The sequence below is a fragment of the Streptomyces sp. 13-12-16 genome (assembly GCF_002114215.1).
Taxonomy (GTDB): Bacteria; Actinomycetota; Actinomycetes; order Streptomycetales; family Streptomycetaceae; genus Streptomyces.
Genome location: NZ_NCTE01000689.1, coordinates 1 through 9969 on the forward strand (window position 1 = coordinate 1; position 9969 = coordinate 9969).

Genomic DNA, 9969 nt, shown 5'->3' on the forward strand with positions numbered 1-9969 from the left:
GTCCGCGCTCGGGGGAGGGGGCGGCGGGCCCGTCGGCACACCGCGCGGTCCGTGCGCGCCGGTCGCCGCCCCGCCGCTGCCGGCCAGCGCGAGACCGAGCGCCGCCGTACCGGCCAGGGCGGTGAAGGTACGCCTGCTGAGCTCCAAGGGAGCGCCTCCTGCTTGTACTGCCACACGGGGTGCCGGTGGGACATTGTCCATGAACCGGCGCCTCCGCGTTCACACGAGGGGTTCGGTACGCCTGTTTCCTCCCGGTTCGGTGTGACGGAAGTGAATGGCCGGAGTTCGCCCTGTCAGCCGGTCGCGGGGCTTCATACGATGCGAGCGCTCCCGGCCTTCACCGCATCTCCATGCCTCCTTCACGGGGCCGGGAGCACATGTGCGCGCCTTATTGGCATGTACATGATGCTTCAATCACCCCCCACCGAAGGATGGAGAACCATGGCTGGTGGACTGCTTCTCGGCGCGGCGGCAGCCGCGCTCCTCACCGCCGCGTTACCCGCGCACGACCCGTCGACCGGTTTCGAGGACCCGCCGCCGGACAAGATCGTCATCAAGGTCGCCACGGTGAACGGTTCCGGTTGCCCCCAGGGCACCGCCGCGGTCGCCGTCTCCGCGGACAACACCGCCTTCACCGTGACGTACAGCGACTACCTCGCCCAGGCCGGCGGGAACTCCGACCCCACGGCCTTCCGCAAGAACTGCCAGCTCAGCCTGCTGGTCCACGTCCCCCAGGGCTTCACCTACGCCATCGCCAGCGCCGACTACCGGGGCTTCGCCTCGCTCCAGCCCGGCGCGAGGGGGACGCAGCGGGCGTCGTACTACTTCCAGGGCTCCCCGAACACGGAGTACCGCAGTCACCCCTTCGCGGGCCCCTACGACGACAACTGGCAGGCCACGGACGAGACCGACTGGGCCCAGCTGGTCTACGCGCCCTGCGGGGTCCAGCGCAACTTCAACATCAACACGGAGCTGCGGGTGAGCGCGGGCACCTCGTCCTCCGACGAGGTCAGCTTCATGACGATGGACTCCACGGACGGGGACATCAGCACCGTGTACCACCTCGCGTGGAAGGAGTGCCCGGAGGACTGACCGACCGCTGAGAAGCGGGAACGGGAGCGGGCGGGCCGGCGCGGCCCGCCCGCTCCTTTCGGCGGGGCCGTCCGCGCGGAGGCAAGCGGTGCTGCGCGGGCCATTGACGCGCAAGTGGTTCGATTCTACGGTCCGTTCGAACTTGCGATCGTCGTTCGAAATCCCGAACGACCTCCTCACCCCCACCGCAAGGAGAACCCCGTATGAGCCGCACCCTCCGAAAGCGCACCGCCCTCCTCGCGATCCCCACGGCCGCCCTCCTGGCGCTGATGCCGACCACCGCCTCGGCGTACCCCAACCCCGGCCGCGTCACCGGGTCCGTCGTCACGCACGACCCGTCGATGATCCGGACCTCCTCCGGGCAGTACCTCCTCTACGCCACCGGCGGCGGCATCTCCCACAAGACCTCCACCGACCGCACCGCCTTCTCCGCCGGCGCCGACGCGTTCCCGTCCCGCCCGGGCTGGTGGCGGAACTACTCCTCCGTGCCGGAGGCCTGGGCGCCGGACATCTCGTACCACGGCGGCAAGTACCTGATGTACTACTCCGTCTCGAAGTTCGGCTCGAACACCTCCGCCATCGGGCTGGCCGGCTCGACCACCGGTCAGCCGGGAAGCTGGACCGACTACGGCATCGTCCACACGTCCGGCTCCTCCAGCGACTACAACGCCATCGACCCCAACCTCTTCGTCGACGACGACGGCAAGTGGTGGCTGTCCTTCGGCAGTTGGTGGACCGGGATCAAGATGATCCGGATCGACCCCGCCACCGGGAAGCAGCTCTCCTCCCACACCACCCGCTACTCCCTCGCCTCCCGTCCCTCCGGGACGAAGGCCGTCGAGGCGCCGTTCATCGTCAAGCGGAACGGCTACTACTACCTCTTCGCCTCGTACGACACCTGCTGCGCCGGCACCGGCTCCACCTACAAGGTCAAGGTCGGCCGCGCCACCAGCGTCACCGGGCCGTACCGCGACAGGAACGGCGTCTCGATGATGGACAACGGGGGCACGCCCGTCCTGGAGTCGCACGGCAGCGTCATCGGCCCCGGCGGCCAGTCGATCATGAACGACGTCGACGGGGACCTGATCGTCTACCACTACTACGACGGCAACGACAACGGCACCCCCAAGCTCGGCATCAACCTCCTGAACTGGAGCAGCGGATGGCCCGTCGCCTACTGACCCTGCTGGCCGCGCTGCTGCTCGCCCTGTCGCTCGGGCAGTCGTCCGCGCAGGCGGCCTCCTTCGGCAACCCCGTCAAGGCGCAGAAGGGCGCCGATCCCTGGATCGTCCACCACGACGGCGCCTACCACCTGGTCAGCACCTCCTGGACCGACGTCATCACCATCCGCAGGTCGCCCACCCTCGGCGGCCTCGCCACCGCTCCCAGCGTGCAGGTGTGGCAGGGCGACGCGGCCTCCCGGTGCTGCAACATCTGGGCTCCGGAACTGCACCACCTCAACGGGCGCTGGTACCTGTACTACGTCGCCGGGCAGAACATCGCCGACTACAACCCCACCCAGCGCAGCCACGTGCTGGAGAGCGCCGGGTCCGACCCCATGGGCCCCTACAGCTACAAGGGACAGCTCAACTCCTCGTGGATGCTGGACCCGACCGTCGCCACCATCGACGGGCAGCTGTACCTCTTCGGCAGCACGCACGACGGGACGCAGAACATCGTCGCCGCGCGCATGGCGAACCCGTACACGGTGAGTTCGTCCTTCTCCACCGTCTCCACACCCACCCACGACTGGGAACGGCAGGGCGGCACCGTCAACGAGGGCCCGGAGATCCTCCAGCGGGGCGGCCGCACCTTCCTCGTCTACTCCGCGAGCGGCTGCTGGACCCCCGACTACAAACTCGGACAGCTCACCCTCACCGGGGCGAACCCGGCTTCCGCCTCCTCCTGGACCAAGAAGTCCACACCCGTCTTCCAGCGCAGCGACGGCAACGGCGTCTACGGTCCCGGCCACAACGGCTTCTTCACCTCGCCGGACGGGACGGAGAGCTGGATCGTCTACCACGCCAACGACTCCGCGTCCGACGGGTGCGACAACGGGCGTACGGCACGGGCGCAGAAGTTCACCTGGAACTCCGACGGGACACCGAACCTCGGCACGCCCGTCCGGCTCGGGGCGGGCCGGACCGGACCCTCGGGCGAGCCGTCCACCGTCTCCACCACCTACACCCTCACCAACCGCAACAGCGGCAAGTGTCTGGACGTGTCCGGGAGTTCGTCCGCCGACGGCGCCGATGTGCGGCAGTACGCCTGCAACGGCGGCGCCAACCAGCGGTGGCGCCTGGAGGACCTCGGCGACGACACCCACCGGCTGGTCAACGTCGCCAGTGGCAAGGTGCTCGACACCGAGAACTGCTCCTCCGCCGACGGTGCCGGCCTGCGGCAGTGGTCGTGGCTGGACAACACCTGCCAGCGGTTCCGGTTCGTGGCGACGGACGGCGGTCACGTCCGTATCGTCAACCAGGCCACCGGCAAGGTCGCCGACGTCGCCGACTGCTCCACCGCGGACGGCGCCGACGTACGCCAGTGGACCTGGCTGAACAACGGCTGTCAGCAGTGGCGGCTGAACCCGGCGTGAGACCCGTCCGAGGCCGGCACACGGCCGGCGTGGGGCCCGTACGAGGTCTCACGCCGGCTCTCGGGAATCACTCCGCGCTGTCGTGGCCCCGCAGGTGGAGCGAGCGGAGGGCCACCTCGATGGCGAAGCGGTGGTCGGGGTCGGCGAGCCGGTCGCCCAGGTAGGTGTCCAGCATCCGCAGGCGGTAGCGGACGGTCTGGGCGTGCACGCCCAGTATCTCGCCGACCTGTTCGGCGGGCGCCCGGGTGGAGACGTGGACCCGCAGGGTCTCGACGAGCCGGTCGCGCCGCCTGGCGGGCAGCTCGTCGAGCGCGGCCAGTTCACGCGCCGCGACACGGTCGACGAGGGCGGGGTCGGACAGCAGCCACAGGGTCGTCAGATGATCCTCGCAGAGGATCATCGGGGCGTCGCGGATGACATCGTCGTCAACGAGCTGGAGCACCCGGCGGGCCCAGCGGACGGAGTCGGCGGCCTGCGCGATCGGCACGGTCAGGCCCACCGCGGCACGGGTGCCGGCCAGGGCCGTACGGATCATGTCGAGGCGCCGGGGGGTGAGCTCCCCGGGGACGAGCAGGTGCGGCTGCGGTATGTCCAGGTCGGCGAGGACGTCCCGGTCGAGTCCCACCTGGATGTGTTCCGGCACCGGAGGACGCAGGGCGACGAGGAAGCACGAGCGGGGCAGCTCCCAGGCGGCGGCCTTGCACAGTTCGGAGAGGGTCGTCCGGGGCATCGGCGAGGAGGCCAGGAGGAAGTGCAGTAACTGTCTGCGTAACGCCGACTCCTCGGTGGCGGCCCGCTCCCGCACCTCCGCGTACCCCTCGCGGGTGATCGCCTCCAGTTCCTCGACGTACGCGAAGAGGGCGTCGGCGAAGGCGAGGACCAGTGCGGGGGAGAGGCTGTACTGCCGTCCCAGTGTCTTGGCCCGGCGCAGTGCGATGCGGGCGCCGAGCCGGTAGGCGCCCTGCAGGACCTCCAGGTCACGGCCCTCGTAGGCCTCCACCCGGCCGAACCTGCGCAGCAGTTCGTCCCGCAGTTCCGAGCTGCTGGAGGGGTCGGCCACCCGGTCCACGAAGGCGGTCAGCGCCTGTTCGACGCCCTGGCGGATCGCGTCCCCGTCCGGGCCGTTGAGCAGCCTGCCGTACACCGGATAGGTGCGGGTGACCTCGGTCCGTATCTCGTTCAGCAGCCCCGGAAGCAGCGGCCGCATGAAGGCCGCGAACTTCTTGGGGAGCGGGTCGAGCGGTTCACCGAGCACCGGGGGACGCGCGCTTGAGGGCATGAGTGATCCCTTGCTCTCCGACATGTCCGGTGGGGCGGCCGGCCGGGTACCGCCCTCGTCGGGGCGGTACCCGGACCGGTCCACCGGTGTTCACCGGCCTGGCAAGCTGACGGTAAATCAACTTTGTTGTGTTGTACATCACTTGTGGAGGAATCGCGTCACGGTTGTGGGAGTCGGCCGCCGGGACGGCCGCGCGGTTCCGGTGCCGCGGCCGTCACCCGGTGCCGCGGCCGTCACCCGGCGGCGGAGTGCCAGTTCTCCGCCAGGACCTTGCCGGCGTCGGGGGCCGCGGTCCCGGGGGCGTTGAGACCGGTGAGGTGGGTCTGCGTGTCGTTGAGGGTCAGGCTGTTGTTCCCGGAGGCGGAGGGCAGCCCGGTCTTCGCGTTGACCGCGGCGTTGATCAGGCCGACGTTCAGGCCGCAGCCGGTGGCGCCGGGGACCGCGAAGGTGCTGTCGTTCTGGGTGGCGCCGGTCAGGTCGATCCGGCTCATCTCGCCGGCCGGGTCGGGGGTGCCGTCACCCTGGAAGAAGGTCATCCCGAACGCCGGGTACTCGCGGTTCTCGGGGCGCAGCACGATCGGGTTGGCGGCCGTTCCGATGTAGCACTTGCTGCCGAGGAGCGGGTTCTCCAGGTGGATGCGGACCGGCAGGGCGATGATGGGCGTGTCCGTGAGGACGCCCGCGGTCTGGTCGAAGGCGTAGGGCGCGCCGACGGACTCCATGGTCGCGGTGATCTTGTTGAGGCTGGAGTTCTCCAGCGACTCGCAGATGCCCGTGATCACGAATATGTCGCTCGGGCACATCAGGCCGAGCAGTCCGCCGGGTACGGTGGCGGGCTCGGCGACCAGCGCGCCGGAGGCCGGGGCGACCACGCTGCTGGTGCCGTCCGCGTTCTGGACGACGCCGACCTGGAGGTTGGTCCTGCCGGTCGTCACGACGGTGTCGCCCAGCTTGATGGAGCCGCTCGCCGAGGTGGAGACCACGCACTGCGGGGTCCTGTCGAAGCCGTCGGCGGCCAGCATCGCCGGGGCGTCCACGGGGCAGCGGGTGAAGGGGGCCCACTCGCCGTTCAGCGCGGGATCGGCGGCGGTCGCCGTGCCCAGGGAGGCGAAGGCGCCGAGCGCGGTCAGCGCGGAGACGGTGGCGAGCCGGGTGCGGGCGGAGATCGGGGGCATGGTGGTGGCCTTCCGTGGAGGTGGGAGGGACGGGGAGCGAGGGCCGGGTCAGCGTTCGGCGACGGGGATCTCGTAGGGCTGGAGGTCCTCGGTGCACTGGCCCTCGTTGGTCGGGCTCGGGAACACGGGGGCGGCGATCGCGCACGTCTGGCCCTGGACCTGCTTGATGAGGTTGCCGGGACCGGAGACGGAGGCGGTGAGCAGGCGGTCGAGGTCCTCGCCGTCGGTGCCGCAGCCGGTGAAGGCGGGGATGGTCGTCTCGCCGGACAGCGGGCCGCCGCTGAGGAGCAGGTAACCGGTGGCCGGCTGGCCGATGATCTGCTCGCCCCGGCCGTACAGCACCAGGTGGTCGCCCGGGAAGTTCGCCGGGTCCGGGTCGGCGGAGGTGAGGGACGTCTCGGTCCGACACCCGGAACCGACGTCCAGGGGGGTCCCGTTGACCTCGAGGTCCAGCACGCGCAGGACCAACGGGGCCCGGACGTAGGTGTCCGTGATCGTGGTGAAGTCGGAGAGGCGTATCCTCATGCGCGAGTCGATCCTCATGGGACCCGTCTGCTCCATCACCAGGGTGGCCTTCACCGGCGCGAAGTCGAAGGACAGGAAGGTCGCGTCGAAGGGCGGTGTCTGCTCGCGCTCCTGGTAGTGGAAGTTCCCGTACGACACGGTGTCGAAGATCAGGTACTCCGGGTCGGGGGGACCCATCACGGGGAGCCCCTGTTCGATCAGCACGCACGACGGCGGCAGGTACGCCGCGCCCTTCAGCTTCTTCACGTTGGCGTAGCCGGTGACGTAGGCGTTGAGCGACACCTCCGTGGGCGGGTGCTGTTCGTCGTAGCGGCACGGCGGTACGTCGCGGTCCGCGGCGGTGCCGGGCGAGTTCTCCAGCACCTTCGGCGACCGGTCCCCCTGCCGCTCCTCCCGCTGGTCCCCCTGCCCGTCCTCCGGTGGGCCCGACGGCTCCGCGGACCCGGACGGGGAGGGTGAGCCGCTCGCCCCGGGACCGCCGGTGCCGACCGGTACGGTGGCCAGCAGCCCCTTGTCCGGCGCGTCCTCGGCGAGGGAGCAGTCCACGGTCAGCGAGCCGGGGGCGGCGGCCGGGTCCGCCGCGCCGAGCTCCAGGTCGATCGCGAGGCCGCCGGCGGTGAAGGTCAGGTCGCCGTCGCTCCGGCCGGCCACCGAGGGGACGTCGCCCTTCGTGGTCAGTGTCAGCGGTCCGGAGGCGGGAAGGGCGACGGGTTCGGCGCTTCCGCGCCAGGTCGCCGTGGCCTTCGCCGTGTTCTGGGCGACGTCCACGGCGAGCCGGGTCGCCGCCCGCACCTCGGACGCCTCGCGCGCGGTGAGGTCCGCGACGGCCTCCGCCGGAAGTTCCACGGTGGTGGTGACGCCGGTGGGCGAGAACGCCTCACCCGCCCCGGCCCGTTCCGGGAAGTCCGCCGAGATCCGCACCGTCGCCGGCAGCCGCCCCGAGGGCAGGGTGCACACGTAGGGGAGTTCGGCCTCGATCTCCTGGGGGTCCGTGGCGGAGGCCGTGGTCGGGACCAGGGCGGCGAGCACGACGAACGCGGCGATCGACGTGGTCCGGGCGCGGGTGCGGGTGGGCCGCGGGGCGGCGGCTCGGTGGACTCTCATACGACTCCGCTCGGTAGGGGACTGGCGTCGGCGGGGCACGGCACGGAGCCCGCGAACGCCCGGCCGGGATCACCGGCCGGGCGGACGTGGGCGGGGGGCGGTCTACGGGTTGGAGCCGACGATGGTCGGGATGACGTTGGTGCCCGCCTGCTTGACGGCGTAGTTGCCCTTGAAGGTGGGCTTGGTCGCGGTCGTGACGATCGCACCGCAGTTGACGGGGTTGCTGACCGCCAGTTCACCGGCGACGCTGTTGACCGCGAGGACACCGGTGGAGTTGGTGTAGGTGGCCGAGGCCTTGCCCGTCACCGTGAACTTGCAGGCACCGGCGGTCACGTTGGCCTTGACGTTGCCGACGTAGCCCTTGGTGACACCGGTGGAGGCGGTGTAGTCCACCGCGACGACGTCCCAGGGGGTGATCGACGTGGTGGTGACGTTGCCCAGGACACTGGTGCACGGCGAGCCGGAGGCGCCGAAGGTCATGGTGGTGATGTCGGCGACGTCCCCGGGGTTGCCGGTGGCGCTGTTCATCACCCCGGCCGCGTTGGAGGTCGTACACGTCATCGGGATGGTGGCGGTCAGCACGATGTTGCCGACGTTCGCGGCCTGGAACGAGGCCGGTGAGGGGGTGACGGTCCACACCGTGGAGGGCACCGCGGAGGACGGGCCGGCGGCGAGACCCAGCGCTGACGCGGCCGCACACACCACGATGGCCGACCTTCTCGTGTTCTTCTTCATGACTCGGCAATCTCCTTGAGGGTTGACCTGCAGTGAGCGGTGACGTTACTCGCCGGAAACTTAGCCGAACAATGCAGTTGTCCATGATTCTTTTAAAAGTGGAACAAGCTGTTTCCCCAGTGAGTGATTCGCGGTTCGCCTTAGTCACGCGCTGCCAAGGGCGAAGCGTCCGGTGAAGCCGGCCCCGCTCCCCGGGAGCTCCCCTTGCCGAGGACCGTGACACTCACCCGCCGACAATGTCGGGAGGGTTTTTTGTGCCCTCCGTGACAAGTTCCGGATGGCCGGAGTCGGTATCCCGGAAAACTCCGATTCCGGTGTTGCCCGTGGAGGTTACTCGGCCGTAACGTGCCGGTGTGGTGCTCGGTTCCAGGTCGGTGGCCCCCGTCGACCGGAGCCATGACGGGCGCTTTCCGGCCCCCTTCCACCGGGCTCGGGCGTCCGTCGGCAGGGTCTCACGGGTCCACACCCCCCGGAGCCGCGGGACCCTGCCCTGTCTCCCCGGAGACAAGTACGGGGCCGGTGTGTTGTGTGCGCGGTGACAAGTTCCGGAGGGCCGGCGGGGATCCGGTGCCGCACCCGTTGTCAGTGCGCTCCACGCCGACCTAACGTGCGCCCGCGGCGCATATCCGATTGACGTCCGCTGGAGGTGATATGGGAATCGAAGTCGTGGTCGAGGGCCTGACCAAGTCCTTCGGTAAGCAGAGCATCTGGCGGGACGTGACACTCACCCTCCCTGCCGGAGAGGTGAGCGTGATGCTGGGACCGTCCGGCACCGGGAAGACCGTTTTCCTGAAGTCGCTCATAGGGCTGCTCAAACCCGAGAAGGGCCGTGTCCTCATCGACGGGGTGGACATGGTGAACAGTCCCGAAAGGGATATCTACGAGACCCGTAAATTGTTCGGCCTCATGTTCCAGGACGGGGCCCTCTTCGGATCCATGTCCCTTTTCGACAACATCGCCTTCCCGCTGCGCGAGCACACCCGCAAGAAGGAGTCCGAGATCCGCCGCATCGTCATGGAGCGGATCGAGGTCGTCGGACTGCTGGGCGCGGAGGGCAAACTCCCGGGAGAGATCAGCGGAGGCATGCGCAAGCGGGCCGGCCTGGCCCGCGCGCTCGTCCTCGACCCGCAGATCATCCTGTGCGACGAACCGGACTCCGGACTCGACCCGGTCCGCACCGCCTACCTCTCCCAACTGCTGATCGACCTGAACGCGCAGATCGACGCGACGATGCTGATCGTCACCCACAACCTCGACATCGCCGCCACCGTGCCCGACAACATGGGGATGCTCTTCCGGCGCGAACTCGTCACCTTCGGCCCGCGCGAGGTGCTGCTCACCAGCGACGAGCCGGTCGTGTCCCAGTTCCTCGGCGGCCGGCGCGAGGGCCCCATCGGGATGTCCGAGGAGAAGGACGCTGCCACCCTCGCCGCCGAGGCGGGCGCCTCCTCCGCCCCCGCCCC

The 9969-nt window shown here is 69.8% G+C and carries 8 protein-coding genes; 4 read left to right on the top strand and 4 right to left on the bottom strand.

Features of this window, described 5'->3' with window-relative positions; genetic code table 11:
• The first annotated feature begins 441 nt into the window (after positions 1-441).
• From B7767_RS26265 to B7767_RS26275, 3 genes are all read left to right on the top strand, one after another.
• Positions 442-1092 (top strand): DUF4360 domain-containing protein, encoded by a 651-nt coding sequence (locus tag B7767_RS26265; RefSeq protein WP_085574356.1) that lies wholly within the window; start codon positions 442-444, stop codon positions 1090-1092.
• A gap of 203 nt (positions 1093-1295) precedes the next feature.
• Positions 1296-2273 (top strand): arabinan endo-1,5-alpha-L-arabinosidase, encoded by a 978-nt coding sequence (locus B7767_RS26270; protein ID WP_085574357.1) that lies wholly within the window; start codon positions 1296-1298, stop codon positions 2271-2273.
• A complete protein-coding gene (locus B7767_RS26275) occupies positions 2255-3688 on the top strand; it encodes a family 43 glycosylhydrolase (RefSeq protein ID WP_085574358.1) in 1434 nt (477 codons plus the stop codon). The genes B7767_RS26270 and B7767_RS26275 overlap by 19 nt, the downstream gene beginning before the upstream one ends.
• A 67-nt stretch (positions 3689-3755) precedes the next feature.
• On the opposite strand, the gene B7767_RS26280 is transcribed toward B7767_RS26275, so the two are convergent.
• The 4 genes from B7767_RS26280 to B7767_RS26295 form a co-directional block, all read right to left on the bottom strand.
• Complete coding sequence (locus tag B7767_RS26280) at positions 3756-4967, bottom strand: helix-turn-helix domain-containing protein (protein ID WP_085574371.1); 1212 nt, start codon at positions 4965-4967, stop codon at positions 3756-3758.
• 233 nt (positions 4968-5200) lie between these two features.
• On the bottom strand, positions 5201-6142 hold the full coding sequence (locus tag B7767_RS26285) for a hypothetical protein (RefSeq protein WP_085574359.1): 942 nt from the start codon (positions 6140-6142) through the stop codon (positions 5201-5203).
• Positions 6143-6190: 48 nt separating this feature from the next.
• The gene (locus tag B7767_RS26290) at positions 6191-7771 is read right to left on the bottom strand and encodes a DUF6801 domain-containing protein (RefSeq protein ID WP_085574360.1); all 1581 of its coding nucleotides are present in this window, start codon (positions 7769-7771) and stop codon (positions 6191-6193) included.
• Between the two features lie 102 nt (positions 7772-7873).
• Positions 7874-8506 carry a hypothetical protein gene (locus B7767_RS26295; protein WP_085574361.1) on the bottom strand — a complete coding sequence of 211 codons (633 nt, stop codon included), beginning with the start codon at positions 8504-8506 and terminating at the stop codon, positions 7874-7876.
• Between the two features lie 651 nt (positions 8507-9157).
• Between B7767_RS26295 and B7767_RS26300 the strand changes: the two genes are divergently transcribed.
• Positions 9158-9969: ABC transporter ATP-binding protein (locus B7767_RS26300; protein ID WP_085574362.1), on the top strand; the 812-nt coding region annotated here is incomplete at its 3' end.